This window comes from Mucilaginibacter paludis DSM 18603 (assembly GCF_000166195.2).
In the GTDB taxonomy this organism is placed as follows: Bacteria; Bacteroidota; Bacteroidia; order Sphingobacteriales; family Sphingobacteriaceae; genus Mucilaginibacter; species Mucilaginibacter paludis.
In genome coordinates this window covers 7292687-7310448 of record NZ_CM001403.1, presented here as the reverse complement: position 1 = coordinate 7310448, position 17762 = coordinate 7292687, and the positions used below count along the sequence as shown (strand labels likewise).

The following is a 17762-nucleotide window of genomic DNA, read 5'->3' as shown; positions in this document are numbered from 1 at the left end:
TTGCTGAGTAAGCGATCCAGCCAACCGGGGAAAAAGGGGATGACATTTGAACCTCTTAGATGATCAAGTGCAGATAAAAAAGTGCGCAAAGGCCCCGACTGCACGCCGGGCCGGGTTTGGCCTGTGGGTGGAAGGATCGGGCAGTCTTGACTTTTTTGGTTCTTTTTGTGTCAAGACAAAAAGAACAAAGCCCTTCCCGCGGCGTTTGAGCGGGCCGATGTCGTAAATTAAGAATACTGATTATAAAAGCAAAGATAGCACAATGATAGTCAGCGCACTTAATATGATGCATACTTATCGCACGCAAAAGGTCCCTCCTCTCGTCGGGATGACACGATGGAGAGGAATTTGGTATTGAAATCAATAACTTAACAGAACACTACTATAAGTAACGAGCACAGCCAACCGGGAAAAAATAGGAATGACGTTTGCGCCTGATAAATTGCCAAGCGCAGATAGGAAAAGCGGGCAAAGGCCAGATTGCACGCCGGGCCGGGTTTAGCTCAGCCACAACGCTACAAACCCGAATAATAATCATACCCTTGTTCGGCCCAGTAATCGGGTGGGCGGGTATTGCTAAAGGTAATAGTTGATATCCGTTTCAGATTTTTAATGCCATATTTCACCGGGATAATCAGCCTCAAGGGTGCGCCATGTTGGGGCAACAAAGGTTCATCATTCATCTCGTATGCCAATATGGTTTGGGGGTGCATCGCGCTGGCCGTGTCCAGGCCCACGTAATATTTTTTATCAGGCGTAGCCATACCCACATATTCCATCTCGGCTTGCTTATCCAACTGGTAATGCGCCACAAAATCACTAAATTTTACGCCCGCCCAATGCTGTATCTGGTCCCAGCCCTCAACGCATTTAAAATCAAAAACCAGTTCAGTTTTAGGCAGGGCCTGCAACTCTTTAAGACTAATGCTCAGTACATCGCCGGGCGCCCGGTTTATATTGAGTTTCCAATCAGCTATGTTAAAATCGCCGGTAAGGCCAATATCACTATTCACGCGCACCTTTTTTGCCGCCATCTCTTTAGGATAGGTTTTAACCAGGTGATTATTACTGAATAGCCGCCTAAAAAACAACTCGGTTTGGTTTAAAGCCCTTCGCAATGGCTTGCGCGTTCTGGCGGTAATGCCTGTTGTTTCCAGCTCGGCATTATAAAGCAGCTTCCAGCCGGTTAAGGCCGCCGCCTGCAATAAAATAAACGTTCCAAAGGCTATAAAACTGCGCCTTTTTATTTGCTTATCCACCGGCATTTCTGCACGTGTATCTTCAGGCTGGTTAGCTGGCTGATCCATCATTTGTAACTAAATTAGGGTTTGTATCCCCGGGTTTGTCTTCGTTTACAACCTCAAAGCCGGTTACTGCCGAGCTAAAGTTTGCCCATCCCGCTAATATTACCTGTACAATATGGATCACAAAAAACAAACAGTAGCCTATGGTTAACGCAAAATGTATAATACGGGCAAAATGGTAACCGCCGCACAAAAAGCAAAGCCAAGCAAACTGCACGGGTTTATAAATAGCCAGCCCGGTTAACAAGGAGCCTAAGCCCATTAAAATAATAGCGGTGTAGGCAATGCGTTGCGCTGCGTTATATTTACCCTGTGCAGGTGCACTTTTACGGATATGAAGATCGTGGAGCAACACCAGCCAGGCTTCCTTAAAAGAATGCTTTTGAGGAACAAGATCGCGCCATTCGCCCGAGATGAGCGTATAGGTTACATATAAAATACCGTTAACGGCAAAAAACCACATAAACAAAAAGTGAAAGGCCATACCCTCTGAAAGCCGGTGCGTTATATGGAAATATTTATAAAAGCTCTCCGGAAAAAAATGAAATAGCTCGTTGCCGCCTATCGATATTTTGTAAGTATCGCTGGCCCAGTAAATTAATATACCGCTCCATATCATCACCATCAGCACCGGGAAATTAACCCAGTGAAACCAACGCATGGCAAGAGAATGTTTTTCTTTAATTTTTTTCAAGATACCTTGGCGGTTATTTATACTCCCGAAATTACGATCTTTTATGCAGATATCATTTATAGCCGGTTAAAAAAATCGCGTCTGCCCCGGTCAACTCCACTATCCTAACACAGCGCCGCTATCCTAACTTAAACCATGACCCATCCGGCTTTAATTGGGATAGCAAATAGGTAATGAGGTGTATTCTATAAAACCAAATAACAAAATACTGGTTTTGCAGTTAATAGTTTTTATCCTGCGCAATAATATTTTATCGTTGAACACCTTTATAGCAAATGAGAATAAATAATACCGGTTCAGAAGAGTTTAACACCTATAGCGAAAATATTTTCCGTACACTAATTGAAGAATCGCCCCTGCCTGTTGGTTTATATGTGGGTCGCGAAATGGTAATCAGCGTGGTTAACGATACCATTTTAAAAATATGGGGTAAGGATGAATCCGTAATTGGTAAAACTTACAGAGAGGCCCTGCCTGAACTGGAGGGTCAGCCCTTTTTTAAATTGCTGGATGATGTATACACCACCGGCATACCTTACCACGCCAAAGAAGACGTTTGCTACCTGATGGTTAACGGCGAACTAAGAAGATATTACTTTAATTTTGCTTTTAAGCCTTTAAAAACGGCAGAGGGCAAAATATGGGGCATTTTAAATACCGGCACCGACGTTACCGACCTGGTATTGATGCGCAAACAACTTGAAGAGGCCGAAACGCGCACTAATTTTGCCCTCGACGCCGCCGGGATGGGTACCTGGGACCTTGATCTGATCAATAACAGCGTAACCTGCGACAATCGCTGCAAAGAGCTTTTCGGCTTTCCGAAGGATGGACTGGTTCGATATGAAGATCTATTAAGCCATATGCACCCCGATGATATCGCCCGGGTGGATATCGCTGTGATGAATGCCATCAATCCGCAGGTGAAGGAAAATTATGACGTAACTTATCGCACTGTAGGCTATAAATTGAGATGGGTGCGATGCAAAGGACGCGCTTATTTTGATGACAATAACAAAGCCTATCGTTTTGCAGGTACCGTGATTGACATTACTCCGGAAATAAATACCCGCGATGAACAACAAAAGTTACTTTTCCTGATTGAAAACAGTTCTGATTTTATCAGCCTGTCTACCTGGGATGGTAAGCTCACCTATCTTAATACCGCCGGGCGGCAAATGATGGGCTTTAATAACATGGAAGACGCGCTGCAAGACGCACATCACTATCTGATGCCAACCGAAGTGGACAAAATTAACCAGGTAATTTTGCCCGCGATGTTAAAAAACGGACGCTGGAGCGGCGAGCTTTTGTATAGGCACGCAGTAACGGGGCAGCCTATTCCGGGGCATGTAAACACCTTGTTAATTAAGGATCCGCTAACCGAAGAGCCATTGGGCAGAGCTACCGTGGTAAGAGATTTGCGTAACGAGATAGCTTTAAAAAAAGAACAGCAGAATTTGATAACCGTTGTAGAAAACAGCGCCGACATGATTGTTGTTACCGACCTGGAAGGTAATGTAACTTACATTAATAAAGCGGGGCAGCAATTAATAGGGGCCGATAATATTGAAGAATGTTATAAAAAAGCACTTGGTTATTTTATGCCAGACGCAACGCATTTGCTGGGCAAGGAAGTGCGCCCTAACATGCTGAAAAACGGGGCATGGGCCGGTGAAATACAATGCAGGCATTTTAAAACCGGCGAAGCAATACCCGCCTGGTTAAACGCCTTCACCGTAAACGACCCTGCGACGGGAGAACCAATAGGTTTTGCATCGGTTACCAGGGATATGCGGGCCGAAAAAGCAGCACAGCAGGCTCTTGCCCAAAGCGAGGAACTTTTTAGAAAGATCACCATCGCTTCGCCAGCAGCCTTATGGATGACGGATATAAACAGCCAGATTACCTACGTTAACGAAGTCTGGATCAATTGGACGGGATATAGTTTAGCCGAACAATTGGGCGCAGGCTGGCTCAAGGCCGTGGTTGAGGAGGACAGGACGACGGCGGCTAACAAGCTGACAAGCGATTTTGAACGGCACAAATTCCATGAAAGCCAGTTCAGGATCAAAAGCACGGATGGTCAGTTACGCTATATCATCTGTACCGGCAACCCTCAATACAATACCCATGGCGCATTTACAGGCTATATTGGCGCATGTGTTGATATTACCGAGCTTAAGCAACTGCAAAGGCAAAAGGATGATTTTATAGGCATTGCCAGCCATGAGTTAAAAACCCCGGTAACCAGTATTAAAGCATATACCCAACTGCTGGAAAGTATGATGCGCAAAAAGGGCGACTTAAAAGAAGCGGGCATGATATCCAAAATGAACGTACAGATAAACCGCCTTACCATGTTGATTGAAGACCTGCTTGATGTTACCAAAATCACTTCGGGCAGGTTGCAGTTCCATCAAACCTGGTTTAACTTTAACCAGATGATGCAAGAAGTAGTTGAAGATTTGCAGCGCACTACCGCCAAACATACGCTGATTGAAGATTTTAATGCTGATACGGAAATCTATTCGGATAAGGACCGTGTAGGACAAGTTTTGATCAACCTCATTACCAACGCCATTAAATACTCGCCTGATTCGGACGAGATCATCATCCGAACCGCAATTGAAAACAATGAAGTACAGGTTTCCGTTCAGGATTTTGGTATAGGCATAGCGCAGGATAAAATTGACAAAGTTTTTGAACAGTTTTATCGCGTAAGCGGCGACAAGGAACACACCTTTCCGGGCCTGGGCTTAGGCCTGTACATATCCTCGGAAATTATTAAACGCGAAGGTGGAAAAATATGGGTGGATAGCGTTGAGGGTAAAGGATCGAAGTTTTGTTTTTCGCTGCCCATTAAGGCACGGGTTTAAAGTTTGGATTATTTACCGCGAGGCATGTAGATAATAATACCGGCGCCCATTAAGGCTACCAGTGCTCCAATAATATCGTATTTATCGGGCTTAAAACCATCTACTTTCCAGGCCCATAACAAAGCCATGGCAATAAATATACCGCCGTATGCCGCGTAAACGCGGCCAAAGTTAGCGGTTTGCAGGGTTGCGGCAACACCGTATAGAGCCAGGGTAACACAGCCAACAATACCGTACCACAAAGGTTTATCTTGTTTAAGCCATAACCAAACCAGGTAACCGCCGCCAATCTCCAGCAAGCCCGCTACTATAAAAAGCGATAACGATTTGATGATGTTCATGTTATTATATGGTATTTATGTTTTAATGTGCTGATCGATTCCACGTATGCGGATGAAAGTGTTAAGCCCAACCATAAGTGCAATGCAGGCCCGCCCTGTTGCCAACAATTAAAAACAAGGTATTTATGCCGGCCGATGGCAAAATCATCCATCAATCCCTTTGCCCATCAGCCCTTTCTTATATTTAACTGGTGGCGCAGCCTTGCTAAAATATATAATTAATTTTAAATGCAACAGTTATCTTTGCTATTCAATTTCAAGCCGATGAAAAAAGTAAAATATCTTATTATTGCCCTTATCCTGATGGGTACTTATCATGCCAATGCACAAAACGGCACGGCCAATGCAGGTTTGAACCAGGTGCTGGCATCATACCTGGATATTAAAAACGCCCTTGCAACGGATAATAGTAAGTTAGCAAATCAAAAAGCAACGGAATTTACCGCCGCCCTTAAAGCGGTAAACGCCGGTAAACTGGATGCCAAACAAAAAACCACCTGGTTGGCCTACAGCGAAAAATTAAGATTTGACGGCGACCACATCAGCGAATCTCAAAAGATAGATCATCAGCGGGAACATTTTACAAGTTTATCTAAAAACATGTTTACCGTTGTTAAAGCCCTTAAAGCTAATAAACAGGTAATTTACCAGCAGTATTGCCCCATGAAAAAAGCAAGCTGGCTAAGCGAAACAATGGCTATTAAAAACCCTTACTATGGCAAAGAGATGCTTGAGTGCGGGCAAACTAAAGAAACACTGAAGGCAAATCCATAAGCTTCGTTATTGAATAGGGGCTCGCTACTTACCGGCATCAGTATCGTGTCAACGATAAAATGTCTATTATCGCTGAGCTAATTTATTAATAATCAATCAGGAATTCCGAATTTGACTCAAGACTCCGGACTAAGTACTATTGACTTTACACTGCTTAGTATCAGCCCCGCCACGGCCTTACCACTTGCCAGCGCAGCTTCTACAGTGCCCATTTCAGCACCGTCGTACAATGCTTCGCCTGCAAAATAAATGGTGTTGTTGAAGGGCTCGGCTAACAGCCTGCGCGATTTTCCGGTGGCAATGGTAGCGTAGCTGTATGATCCTCTCGTAAAATCGTCGGCCGTCCAGTTCATTATTTTATGGCCCGTTAGTTTTTCATTCAGGGTGGATACAGGCATGCTATAAATTTCAGACAAGGAAAGTAAAGCCAGTTGCAAAACCTCATCATCTGTGGCATCCTTAAGGGCCATGGCTGGCGGCCCTCCTATCCAACCGGTTAACATCGGGATGGCATCAGGAGTTTGTGTCCACCACGTAGGGATGGCCTGGCCGCTAAACAGATATATCATATTTTTCACACTGGCATCGGCACCCTTTTCAAGCGCCTGCCTTTCCCAAAATATATCATTAAACTGCAACAGTACTTTAATAACCGCTCCCATACCCATTTCCAAGATGGCTTGTTCCCTTTCGGGGATCTGCGGTACAAAGCTGAGGGCAGCCCGCTCATGCTTGCCAGCCTGCAATACACCAAGGGGCAATGCAATTACCACTTGCTGTGCCGAGTATTGAAGCCCGGCATCATCCACAGCAATAACTTTGCCTGGCTGCCATTGTATTTGTTTAACTATAGTTGATAAATGGATAACGCCACCTGCCTTAATAATCTGCTGCTCCAGGTAAGCTATCATGACCGAATATCCCCCTGTTACACGGTATTGATGTTCTTCGTCTTCACTCTGTAGCTCCCGGCGCATCGCAAAAGTGCTGAACCTGGCTGCGTCGGCGGTATCGTAACCGGAAGCAAAACTGCGTAGCATGTCCCTGGTTTCGGCATATCTTGCTTCCGTTAAATGCGTATCTAAAAAATTATCAAGCGTTATATCCTCCGTCAAGGCATTCAGCTTTTGTATCAGCAGTTCATAATCAGGTATAAACTGTTCGGCCTTTTTAAAACTGCCATCGTTGTAACGCCACATATCACCGGCGGCATTTGTTGCCCCTATGCCAGCCTCTTTTAACAAATGCAGCGTAACAGGGAGCTTGCCATGTATAAACTCGGCGCCCAACTCGGCACCATCAATAAACACATCATCAACAACCGTATGGATGCGTCCGCCGGTTCTGTCGCGGGCTTCCAGAACCGTCACTTTTTTTCCAGCCTTTGCCAAATGCATCGCTGCCATTAAGCCCGCAGCGCCTGCGCCTATAATTAGTATATCCGTTTGTTGCATTATTCCGTTTAATTATCCTTATACAAAACAAACCAATTATTGTTAACAGGATATATATTATTCTGTCAATTTAAAACATAACCATCCGCTTAACCGTTAATTAATCAAACCCAAAATCAAATCGCTATGGAAATAGATAAAGCATATATCGGCACAACCGAAGACGAAATTTGGCAACAAATTGCCACCGATATTAACGACGATACTTTAGAATACCGCGCAATGATAGAGCAAGACGATAAGCACGTTATGCTTGACATAGACATTGACCTTGGCGGAGGCTTTGAAGGCGGCTATGCCACCACGAGTTATAGCGCACCTGTAGCAAACCATAATTTTAAATTTGCCGTACACGAAGAACACTTTACAGACGAAATAGGCAAGTTTTTTGGCATGCAGGATGTAGAAATAGGATACCCGGAACTTGACCATCACCTGGTGATTAAAACCAATGACGAGGAAAAAGTAAAAACGCTTTTTGTTGACCCTAAAGTAAGAGAGGTTTTTACCAGCCTAACGGATTTTGATTTCGGCATACACCTGCACGATATTGAAGACAGTGACGAAAAACAAGCCTTTTTAGAACTTAATATAGAAGATGGCATTACCGATATTCCCACTTTAAAAGAGTTATACCACGTGTTTTATACGGTATTACTTACCATTTAAACCGCTTTGACATGAATAAAGTAAAAAGCACTCTTAAATGATTATCCATTTAAGAATGCTTTTTTATTAGCTTAGCGTTGGTAATACCTGTTAGCCTGATACTCTTTGCGCTACTATGTTCAAGCTTACTTCAGGTTGATATAAACGGGCTCATTTCTATCGCAGGTTATTTTACCATCAACATACTTTAACTCGGCCATTTGTATTACGCTGCGCCGCGCTTGTAATGTATTGGGTGGCGCAGGGTTGGCCTTTGCCCTGCCGGGATGCGTAAAGTAAAACAAGTAAGCCTTGCCCTGGTTAACAATCACATCGGCATGGCCTCCAATAGCCTGGTCGTCCTTTCCGGTTCCGGGCAATTCTACCAAACGTTCTTCCTGCCGTTTCCAGTCGAGCAAGTCACTGCTTGAGTATACACCCAGGCCTTTCCAGTTGTCAACAATCATCCAGGTGCGGTCTTTCCATTTAAATACTACCGGACCTTCACCGGGCATATCATGTACAGCCTTGCCTTTATCTGTCCAGTTATCCAGATCAGGACTGTCGGCATAATAGATCGATTTATGGTCGTCTTCGTTATTATACCACATGCGCCATGTACCATCGGGCAGTTTATAAACGCAAGGGTCTATCACTTTATCCGAAGCCAGCTTAAGGGTTGATTGGTATTTCCAATTCAGCAAATCGGTGCTGGTTAAATGGATAATGTTGCGGGGATGATGCCAATCGGTAAAAATACCGGGAACATACGTGAGGTACATATGATACAAACCCTGATATTCTATAACTTCGGGCGCCCAATGAGTATATTCGGGTGTGGGCCTGTAATTAATATTAGCCGTATCTTTATATTTCCAGGTAGCACCATCTACAGATTCTGCTATGCCTATCCGCGTACCATGTACCCAGGTAACTCCAACCGCGCTCTGATCGCTGGCGCGGCGGTTGGTATAAAACATCCACCATTTTTTTACTTTTTTATTCCAGACGATCACCGGATCTGCCGCTCCATCGTAAACAGGATCGACAAATAGCGGTTTTGGCGCAAGTTTGCCAACGGTTTGGCTTTGAGCCGATGAATGAAGCGGCAGAAGACCGATGAGTAAAAGGATCGCTATTGTATGCTTGAAGTAGGACATGCGGTTATAATTGTAAATAATGAGTTATGTAAATGTTTTAATGTGCAAATATGCTGATGGGTAAATGTGCAAATTTTAAATATGCTAATGTGTAAATTTGAATACTTTAAATTTTAAGCTGTACAAACTTGAAGTACTGAAGCTCTATCGGTTTTCGGGAGGGGGGAAGCCCCATTTGCACATTTACACATTTGAAAATTTCCGCATTGGCACATTGTCACTTTTTTTTTACTTGTGCAGAATTGACTTTTAGGAATGGTTATTGTTTAATGCTTAAAAGAGTAATTAATTGAATTGTTAAACTCTATAAAAATACCCGTGATGAAGAATGTATCTGGAACGCTGTTCGCTTTTTTATTTTTACTGAGTGCCTTGATATGGTCGGTGGTGACTGCCATTGTTTAAGCATTGAATTACTCTCTAAAGTGATTTGCCATTGAAACTTCATCAGGTAGATGGCGACCCTCGCTTGTTGGGCAACATCCTTATCCTTGTGGGCGAGTTAATTTAAGTTATCCACCTCAACCAAAGCAGACTTTGGCAATTTAAACACCTGTCTAAAGAGTCTATACGATGGCTGTGTTGCTGATAATTTTATAAATTAACTTCTTTTAACCTACCCAGCTATAACTCTGGCCCCTCAGCAGTTTTGTTAGCTAAAATTTCGCGCTGTAAAACCCGTGCTGTTTTGGTGCTGCCATCATGGCTCCAGCCGGGCGGATTAAACAGGTATTTCAATTTGTTAGCCAAGCCGGGGGCTTTACTCATATCCGCTATAAGCGCCCTCCACTCATGGAAAACAATGTTGACTGGCCCCATATCTTCCGGCTGCTTGGTAATGCCATATCGGGTGGGTTCGTCCAGGTCTTCGTCTCTAAAAGTGCCGAACATCCTGTCCCATATACTAAGTACCATCCCCATATTTTTATCAAGATACGGGATATTGGAGGCATGGTGAACGCTATGTTGCGAAGGGGTTACAAAGATGTAGCCATACCAGCGCGGCAGGTTAATTTTATACCGGGTGTGCACCATATTACCGTATAGCTGCGTGAGCAGATAGGCGTATAAAATATCGATGGCGCTAAAACCCATCAGCGCAAGCGGCAAATAAAAAAACACTCTATACAGCGGCTCAAACACGGTAGACCGGAAGCCAACCGTAAAATTAAACTCCTCGGATGAATGGTGCGTTACGTGCATGGCCCAAAACAGGCGGCAGTAATGGCCCGTATAATGTAGCACCCAGTACAAAAAATCCTGAACTACGATGAGCACAAACCAATACGCAAACACGTTTTTAATTTCAAATAAACGGAACTGCCAAAAAAACTGTAGTACAAAAAAGGTAAACCCCTTGACCAATAAATTGAGGCCAAAAGCCAAACCTGTAAGGTAAAGGTTATTTAAAGTATCGCGTTTTTGGTAGTACTTACGGTTTTGAACGTAGCTGAAAATCATTTCAACAAGCGTTAAAACAATCAGCAGTATAAATAAGCAGATAGCGGCCTTATCTTTCAGTTCAAACCTGGGCATATTGTAACGAAGCGTAATATTTCAAACTATCGCAAAGTTCGTCATCAGTGCAGATGTTATCAATACGGCATTCGCCAATTTTTGTCAGTAAGGAGCAATTTATTTTCCCACCCTGGTTCTTCTTATCTTTTTTCATGATGGCGTTCAATGCCGTATAGCACGATTCATGAATAGGATATTTGCCGTAAACGCCAAGCAAGGTGTCAACAATTTCCTGCATATCACCGGCAGGTAAACCGGCCTTTAAGTGCGAAAGATAAGCCTCGCATATCATACCGGCCGCTATGGCTTCGCCGTGGGTTAAGGGGTTACTGTCGTTATCCAGCGAATAACTTTCAAGCGCGTGCCCGATGGTATGGCCAAAGTTTAAAATTTTACGTATACCACGTTCAGAAGGATCTTCGGTAACTACTTTATTTTTGATAACAACCGATTGGTAGATTAGCTGATCAGTTGGGTTTTCCAGGTCGCTAATTTTCAAGACGTTCCAATAAGAGGCATCGGCTATCAAACCGTGCTTCAACATCTCGGCCATGCCCGATTTCACCTGCCTTGCAGGCAAAGTACTTAAAAAGGCATGCTCAATAAAAACCGCCTTGGGTTGAGTAAACGTACCTATGATATTTTTCAGGTTATCAATATCGATACCTGTTTTGCCGCCTACAGAAGCATCCACCTGGGAAAGCAATGTAGTGGGGATATGTATAAAATCGATACCACGTTTAAAGGTAGATGCCGCAAAGCCACCCAGATCGGTTACCACGCCGCCACCTAAATTAATCAACAAGCTACTACGATCGGCATCAAAATCAATCAGCATTTTCCATATCCCGATACAAAAATCAATGGTTTTGCTTTCTTCGCCGGCGTTAATTTCTATCAGGTCGAAATCGTCGCGGTTGTTTAATTTTTCGCGGATATAAGGCAGGCAGTGCGTACTGGTATGCTCGTCAGTCAGAATAAAAAAACGGGAGTACTTACCTTCGTTGATAAAGTTATTGAGGTGTGTTGTTACGCTATTAAAATAAATAGGATAATTAATGCTCTGTATCTGGTTCATTTTATTTCACTAAAATTTGATGGCCACGAAATTCTACTAAATCGCCTTGTTTAACCTTTAATCGCTTACGGGTATCAACGGTGCCATTGTATTTCACTTCGCCCTGGCTTACAACTATCTGGGCTTCGCCGCCTGTTTGCACCAGGTTTGTGGCCTTGAGCAGTTGTATCATCTGGATATAATCTCCGGTTAGTATAAATTCAATCATGGAGTGGCAAAAATAAACTATTCGTTGAATAATGAGTGATATAAAAACGCATTTTATAAATTTGCAGCATGCTGACCCATAACAATCCAGTTCCCCGTGTGGGGAAACAACTTTCTTTTGAAAATACCGAAGTTGCTTTCAGGCAAACTTCCAATGCCGACCTGAAACGGGCGTGGTGGCTTTTCAGGATGATCAACGTTAACTTTTTGGTAAAAATAGGCCCTCCTATTACCAATTTCGCGTTGAATATCGGTTTACCTGTTAAAGGAATTATCCGAGCTACAATATTTAAACAGTTTTGCGGAGGCGAAACTATTGCGGGATGCGATGCTACCATTGCCAATTTAAATAAGGGTGGCGTGGGCACCATACTCGATTATTCGATTGAGGGGGAAGACGAAGAAGCTGTTTTTGACGAAACCTGCCAGGAAATTATCCGCACCATTAACCGCGCCAACGGCGATAAAGCGATACCATTAACCGTTTTTAAAGTAACAGGAGTTGGGCGTTTTGCCTTGCTTGAAAAGCTCGATGCTAAACAAGCGCTCAACGAAACCGAACAACAGGAATGGACGAAGGTAAAAGCCCGGGTTAAGGCAATATGCCAAAAGGCTTATGATCTAAACATCCCGGTAATGATTGATGCCGAGGAAAGCTGGATACAAAACACCATAGACGGCCTTGCCCTGGATATGATGCGTACTTTTAATCGCGAAAAAGCGCTCATTTATAATACTTATCAATTATACCGCCACGATAAGGTGTCATCCTTGCAGCACGATTATGAAATTGCCCAAGCCGAAGGTTTTTATTTAGGTGCCAAACTGGTACGCGGGGCTTATATGGAAAAAGAACGTAAACGCGCGGCAGAAAATGGTTACACATCGCCCATACAGCCAACCAAACAAGCCACCGATGCCGATTATAACGAGGCTTTAAAGTTTTGTATAGCACATATTAGCAAAATTGCTATTGTTGCCGGTACCCATAACGAGGATAGCTGCCGCCTGCTGGCCAATTTGCTTGATGAATACCAGGTGAACCATAACCACCCGCATGTATACTTTTCGCAACTGTTAGGCATGAGCGATAACTTAAGCTTTAACTTGGCCGATACGCAATACAATGTAGCCAAATATGTACCCTACGGCCCTGTAAAAGCAGTACTCCCCTATCTATTCCGCCGGGCAGAAGAAAACACCGCTATTGCAGGGCAAATGAGCCGCGAGTTGGGCTTGATTACCAGGGAGAAGAAAAGAAGAGGAATTTGATGAGGAATAGCTTAATCAGGGAATTAAATAAGTTTTCCGCTTCTATCTCACATTCAGTTAAAAAGCGGCCCGATTGCCTGAGGTTAATCATGTTAGCCGCAACGGATACGCTTTAAATTTCATTTCTGCTGGCATATGCGGCTAATTCCTTATGCTGCACCATACCTGTGTAAGTAACATCAAAAATATTTCTCTGCTACAGGCAGGTGCATCATTCAGCCAAATTTTGAAACACATTTTGCAGGATACTGGTTTTAAATACATCAGTATCCCGCATCTGCGCCTGCAAGTTTGGGCTGTAGCATGCCTATTTGGCTTAAAACAAAATAATGAATTGACGATTAGTCATTTATGGCCGGTTTAGACTGACTTTTTTACTGATGGCGGGAGATGGCAGTGGATTTGATTAACCCTAATCACTATGAATTTCAACAACTTTACCATCAAAGCACAGGAGGCTGTACAAAAGGCTTCCGAAATTGCCGTGGGCAACCAGCAACAGGCAATTGAAACCGCCCACCTGCTCAAGGGGCTGCTACTTGTTGACGAAAATGTGATCAGCTTTTTATTAAAAAAGCTCAACGTAAATATTAACCGACTAAACGAATCATTAGATCAGCAGATAGCTACCTTCCCTAAAGTTAGTGGCAGCGAGGTTTACCTTTCATCGGGTGCCAATTCGGCATTGCAAAAGGCACAAGGCTATCTAAAAGAGTTTAAAGATGATTTTGTGTCTGTTGAGCATTTGCTGCTCGGTATTTTGGCCGCCAACGATAAACCATCAAGGCTGCTCAAGGATATGGGCGTTAATGAAAAAGATTTAAAAAAGGCTATTGTTGACCTGCGCGGAAGCAATAAAGTAACCGACCAAAATGCCGAAGCCACTTACAACGCGTTAAATAAATATGCCAGAAACTTAAACGAGTATGCCGAGTCGGGCAAGCTCGATCCGGTTATTGGCCGTGATGACGAGATCAGGCGGGTGATCCAGATCCTGTCCCGCCGTACCAAAAACAATCCTATTTTAGTTGGTGAGCCTGGCGTTGGTAAAACTGCCATTGCCGAAGGGATTGCCTTCAGGATTATCAAAGGCGACGTACCCGAAAACTTAAAGTCTAAAACAGTTTACTCGCTGGATATGGGCGCGTTAATTGCCGGGGCTAAATACAAGGGTGAGTTTGAAGAACGTTTAAAGGCTGTAGTGAAAGAAGTTATCAATGCCGAAGGCGATATCATCCTGTTTATTGACGAGATACATACCCTGGTTGGCGCCGGTGGTGGCGAAGGGGCAATGGATGCGGCCAATATTTTAAAACCGGCCTTGGCCCGTGGCGAGTTAAGAGCCATAGGTGCTACCACATTAAACGAGTATCAAAAATATTTTGAGAAAGATAAAGCCCTGGAACGCCGTTTCCAAAAGGTGATGGTTGACGAACCCGATACCCAGGATGCTATATCTATTTTGCGTGGGCTGAAGGAAAAATATGAATCGCATCATAAGGTGAGGATACTGGACGAGGCGATCATTGCTTCGGTAGAGATGTCTCAACGCTATATATCCGACCGGTTTTTACCCGATAAGGCTATCGACCTGATGGACGAAGCGGCTTCAAAATTACGGATTGAAATGGATTCGGTACCAGAAGTAGTAGACGAGTTGGAACGCCGCATTATGCAGCTTGAAATTGAGCGCGAAGCCATTAAACGCGAGCATAATGATAAAAAGGTAAAAGATCTGAGCGAAGAAATTGCCAATCTGTCCTCCGAACGCGATTCGCTCCGTGCCAAATGGCAGGGGGAAAAAGACGCTGTAGACAATATCAACAGTAAAATTGAACAGATAGAAAACTATAAGCTGGAAGCCGAGCAAGCGGAACGCGCTGGAGATTATGGCAAAGTAGCTGAATTGCGCTACGGCCGCATCCGCGAAACCCAGGAAGAGGTTGAAAAATTGAAGAAAGCCCTGCTTGAAAACAAGGATGATACCCGCATGCTTAAAGAGGAAGTTACCGCCGAGGATATTGCAGGTGTTGTAGCCCGGTGGACAGGCATACCGGTTTCTAAAATGATACAAAGCGAGCGCGAAAAGCTGCTGCACCTGGAAGACGAACTGCATAAACGGGTTGCCGGGCAGGAAGAAGCCATTGAGGCCATAAGCGATGCCATACGCCGCAGCCGTGCCGGTTTGCAGGATAAACGCAAACCCATAGGCTCATTTATATTTTTGGGTACTACCGGGGTTGGTAAAACTGAGTTAGCAAAAGCTCTGGCAGAATACCTGTTTAACGACGAAAGTGCGCTGGTGCGGATAGATATGTCGGAATACCAGGAGCGCCATGCGGTATCCCGTTTGGTAGGCGCGCCTCCGGGTTATGTAGGTTACGATGAAGGCGGGCAATTAACCGAGGCTGTTAGGCGCAAACCATACAGTGTTGTTTTGCTTGATGAGATTGAAAAGGCGCATCCTGATGTATTCAACATTTTGCTACAGGTTTTGGATGATGGCCGTTTAACGGATAACAAGGGCCGCGTGGTGAATTTTAAAAACACCATCATCATCATGACCTCCAATATCGGATCGCATATCATCCAGGAAAATTTCCAGGGATATGAAGAGATTAACCGCGACGAGGTGATTGCCAAAACAAAAAACGAGCTGTTTGAATTGTTGCGCAAAACTATCCGCCCCGAATTTTTAAACCGGATAGACGAGATCATTATGTTTACACCGCTTAGCCGCGATGAGATTAGTGATATTGTTAAACTGCAATTTAAGCACCTGCAACAAACCCTGGCCGAAATGGGCATCACGCTCGATGCCAGCGAGGAAGCTTTGGATTGGCTTGCCCAGTTAGGTTATGATCCGCAATATGGCGCAAGGCCTTTAAAGCGTGTTATACAGAAAAAAATACTGAACGAGCTATCCAAGCAGATACTGGCAGGCAAGGTTGATAAAGACAGTAAAATAAAACTGGATACCTTTGATAACCAATTTGTATTTTTAAACGAAAAAGCCGATGCCCCGGTTGCGTAAGGCAACATAAGCAAGCATATCATTTAATCCCTGGTTTTTTGGCCGGGGATTTTTTTTTGTGCCATCCAATTTAAAACAAGCCCCCTGCTTTTAGGTTAATAATTATAATTAACTTTATACAAGCTATCATGAAAAACTTTGAAACGGCACTGGATGCCATACAGGACCTGAACAAGCGGGGATATACAGCCAACTTAAGCCTTGAAGGTGATACCATTGATGATAAGGCCCGCGGGATAAAAATGACTGCAGATGATTTTGAAATTACTGAGTTTTATCGTTTTGAGGGCGCTACCAACCCATCGGATATGTCAATAGTTTATGCCATCGACTCGGAAAAAAACAACCTGAAAGGTGTATTGATGAATGCCTACGGCGTTTACGCCAACAACAGCTCTTCGGCAATTGAAGCCAAATTAAACCATAACCATATGAAATGACAGATTTTCATAAAACATATCAAAATAAGGACATCACTGTTTTTTGGCAGCCCGAAAAATGCTTACATAGCGCCAACTGTGTACGTGGGCTTCGGGCTGTTTTTGATCCTGGCCGTAAACCATGGATAGAATTGTCGGAAGGCGAAACAGAAGATATTGTCCGCACGATTAACAATTGCCCCTCTGGCGCACTTTCTTTTGAGTTTAACGCCCCGGCATCTATTTAACCGGCAACAAGGCAGCTTATCAAGTTGCGGCATTTGGCCTTTATACCCGGCTTACCTGCATTCATCATTAAGTTAAGCTGCTCAATGAGCATGTCCCCTATCCAGGAGTAACGCAATCTCAGGTTAAACAAAATCTGCAGGCAAAACGTTTTTACCGCTACGGGCGTTTTTGTGTCTATCAACAAATCGAAACAACGTTCGGCAACTGGCTCCAGGTTTAGTAAAGCCACCTTATCGCTTATCATTTTGGGCCTGCGCCCATCCGTTAAATGCATTATTATTTTAGCATAATGGCGCTGGCAGCTTTTGTTCCCGATGCGGCAAAAATTTAGAACAAGCTCATCAATCTCGTTAATATACCTGAAGGAATCACGTAATATCAAATTCTCCATTAACCATGAGGCCCTAAAAGCTACCTCCTTCTCGGGTACGAGTGTTAGGCAGATCAGCTCTTTAACATCAAACATTTCATTGTAAAGCAGGTCGGTTAGTAAAAGTAATTTGTTTTTACTGATAGCTACCGATAGATGTGGCAACAGGTTATCCTTACTTTTTATAGTTTCCACGGTTAGCTCAGCATAGTAATATAAGCTTAAAATTAAATTGTAAAAACACAACAGTGCATATCTACCCAGTGTAAACAGAGCAACGATATCCAATAAATTAACGAAAAAAGAGCTTAAAATATTACCGGCAAAGCTGTTGAATCCAACTAATTTTGATCAGTGTATT

At 43.6% G+C, this 17762-nt stretch carries 17 protein-coding genes; 7 read left to right on the top strand and 10 right to left on the bottom strand.

Going from position 1 to position 17762, the window contains the following annotated elements:
• Positions 1–515 precede the first annotated feature (515 nt).
• Together MUCPA_RS31050 and MUCPA_RS31045 are read right to left on the bottom strand one after the other, a co-directional pair.
• Positions 516–1310: a molybdopterin-dependent oxidoreductase gene (locus tag MUCPA_RS31050; RefSeq protein WP_008511946.1), complete on the bottom strand. Its 795-nt coding sequence runs from the start codon at positions 1308–1310 to the stop codon at positions 516–518.
• Positions 1291–1998, bottom strand: a complete 708-nt coding sequence (locus MUCPA_RS31045; RefSeq protein WP_157544017.1) for a cytochrome b/b6 domain-containing protein — start codon at positions 1996–1998, stop codon at positions 1291–1293. Before MUCPA_RS31045 ends, MUCPA_RS31050 begins: the two co-directional genes overlap by 20 nt.
• Positions 1999–2273: 275 nt before the next feature.
• Between MUCPA_RS31045 and MUCPA_RS31040 the strand changes: the two genes are divergently transcribed.
• On the top strand, positions 2274–4877 hold the full coding sequence (locus MUCPA_RS31040; protein WP_008511940.1) for a PAS domain-containing sensor histidine kinase: 2604 nt from the start codon (positions 2274–2276) through the stop codon (positions 4875–4877).
• An 8-nt stretch (positions 4878–4885) separates the two neighbouring features.
• On the opposite strand, the gene MUCPA_RS31035 is transcribed toward MUCPA_RS31040, so the two are convergent.
• A complete protein-coding gene (locus MUCPA_RS31035; protein ID WP_008511938.1) occupies positions 4886–5218 on the bottom strand; it encodes a YnfA family protein in 333 nt (110 codons plus the stop codon).
• A gap of 264 nt (positions 5219–5482) precedes the next feature.
• On the opposite strand from MUCPA_RS31035, the gene MUCPA_RS31030 reads away from it, so the two are divergent.
• A complete protein-coding gene (locus MUCPA_RS31030) occupies positions 5483–5992 on the top strand; it encodes a DUF3347 domain-containing protein (protein ID WP_040626711.1) in 510 nt (169 codons plus the stop codon).
• Between the two features lie 116 nt (positions 5993–6108).
• Here the strand turns inward: MUCPA_RS31030 and MUCPA_RS31025 are convergent, their stop codons facing one another.
• The gene (locus MUCPA_RS31025) at positions 6109–7446 is read right to left on the bottom strand and encodes a flavin monoamine oxidase family protein (protein ID WP_008511935.1); all 1338 of its coding nucleotides are present in this window, start codon (positions 7444–7446) and stop codon (positions 6109–6111) included.
• Between the two features lie 126 nt (positions 7447–7572).
• On the opposite strand from MUCPA_RS31025, the gene MUCPA_RS31020 reads away from it, so the two are divergent.
• Entirely contained in the window at positions 7573–8115 is a 543-nt protein-coding gene (locus tag MUCPA_RS31020) for a hypothetical protein (RefSeq protein ID WP_008511933.1), read from the top strand.
• Positions 8116–8240: 125 nt separating this feature from the next.
• On the opposite strand, the gene MUCPA_RS31015 is transcribed toward MUCPA_RS31020, so the two are convergent.
• From MUCPA_RS31015 to MUCPA_RS31000, 5 genes are all read right to left on the bottom strand, one after another.
• Positions 8241–9254: a glycoside hydrolase family protein gene (locus MUCPA_RS31015; RefSeq protein ID WP_008511932.1), complete on the bottom strand. Its 1014-nt coding sequence runs from the start codon at positions 9252–9254 to the stop codon at positions 8241–8243.
• A gap of 266 nt (positions 9255–9520) precedes the next feature.
• The gene (locus MUCPA_RS39355) at positions 9521–9652 is read right to left on the bottom strand and encodes a hypothetical protein (RefSeq protein ID WP_008511930.1); all 132 of its coding nucleotides are present in this window, start codon (positions 9650–9652) and stop codon (positions 9521–9523) included.
• Between the two features lie 226 nt (positions 9653–9878).
• A complete protein-coding gene (locus tag MUCPA_RS31010) occupies positions 9879–10790 on the bottom strand; it encodes a sterol desaturase family protein (RefSeq protein ID WP_008511929.1) in 912 nt (303 codons plus the stop codon).
• Positions 10777–11850 carry a 3-dehydroquinate synthase gene (gene aroB, locus MUCPA_RS31005; protein ID WP_008511927.1) on the bottom strand — a complete coding sequence of 358 codons (1074 nt, stop codon included), beginning with the start codon at positions 11848–11850 and terminating at the stop codon, positions 10777–10779. Before aroB ends, MUCPA_RS31010 begins: the two co-directional genes overlap by 14 nt.
• A gap of 1 nt (position 11851) precedes the next feature.
• The gene (locus tag MUCPA_RS31000; protein ID WP_008511925.1) at positions 11852–12058 is read right to left on the bottom strand and encodes an RNA-binding S4 domain-containing protein; all 207 of its coding nucleotides are present in this window, start codon (positions 12056–12058) and stop codon (positions 11852–11854) included.
• Positions 12059–12126: 68 nt separating this feature from the next.
• Here MUCPA_RS31000 and MUCPA_RS30995 point away from each other — a divergent pair, with 68 nt between their 5' ends.
• The 4 genes from MUCPA_RS30995 to MUCPA_RS30975 all read left to right on the top strand — a co-directional run bounded on the left by MUCPA_RS30995 (position 12127) and on the right by MUCPA_RS30975 (position 17030).
• On the top strand, positions 12127–13329 hold the full coding sequence (locus MUCPA_RS30995) for a proline dehydrogenase family protein (RefSeq protein ID WP_008511923.1): 1203 nt from the start codon (positions 12127–12129) through the stop codon (positions 13327–13329).
• 421 nt (positions 13330–13750) lie between these two features.
• On the top strand, positions 13751–16363 hold the full coding sequence (gene clpB / locus MUCPA_RS30985) for an ATP-dependent chaperone ClpB (protein ID WP_008511920.1): 2613 nt from the start codon (positions 13751–13753) through the stop codon (positions 16361–16363).
• Between the two features lie 128 nt (positions 16364–16491).
• Complete coding sequence (locus MUCPA_RS30980; protein ID WP_008511918.1) at positions 16492–16803, top strand: hypothetical protein; 312 nt, start codon at positions 16492–16494, stop codon at positions 16801–16803.
• Positions 16800–17030: a (4Fe-4S)-binding protein gene (locus MUCPA_RS30975; protein WP_008511916.1), complete on the top strand. Its 231-nt coding sequence runs from the start codon at positions 16800–16802 to the stop codon at positions 17028–17030. Before MUCPA_RS30980 ends, MUCPA_RS30975 begins: the two co-directional genes overlap by 4 nt.
• Here the strand turns inward: MUCPA_RS30975 and MUCPA_RS30970 are convergent.
• Positions 17027–17596: a hypothetical protein gene (locus MUCPA_RS30970; RefSeq protein ID WP_157544016.1), complete on the bottom strand. Its 570-nt coding sequence runs from the start codon at positions 17594–17596 to the stop codon at positions 17027–17029. The two genes, MUCPA_RS30975 and MUCPA_RS30970, sit on opposite strands and share 4 nt — an antisense overlap.
• Positions 17597–17762: the final 166 nt, after the last annotated feature.